The organism is Micromonospora sp. SL1-18, from assembly GCF_047921505.1.
Classification (GTDB): domain Bacteria; phylum Actinomycetota; class Actinomycetes; order Mycobacteriales; family Micromonosporaceae; genus Micromonospora.
Window position 1 is genome coordinate 1 of record NZ_JBLROA010000283.1, and the last position, 235, is coordinate 235.

Consider the following 235-nt stretch of genomic DNA (forward strand, 5'->3'; position numbering starts at 1 on the left):
GGAGGCGTACCGGCAGTCGACGGAGCGGGTCGGGCGGTATTCGAAGGAGGACTGGCTGCGGAACAAGGCGGAGAACGAGGACTGGGGTCGGCGGTTCGCCGAGCTGATGGCCTCGGGTGCCCCGGCCGACTCGCCGGAGGCGATGGCGCTGGCCGAGGAGCACCGGCAGTTGATCAGCCGCTGGTTCTACGACTGCTCGTACGAGATGCAGACCGGGCTGGCGGACATGTACATC

At 68.1% G+C, this 235-nt stretch carries 1 protein-coding gene; it reads left to right on the top strand.

The features are described from left to right. A partial coding sequence (locus tag ACNAW0_RS30950) for a TipAS antibiotic-recognition domain-containing protein (RefSeq protein WP_416291572.1) occupies positions 1-235 on the top strand: 235 nt, incomplete at both ends.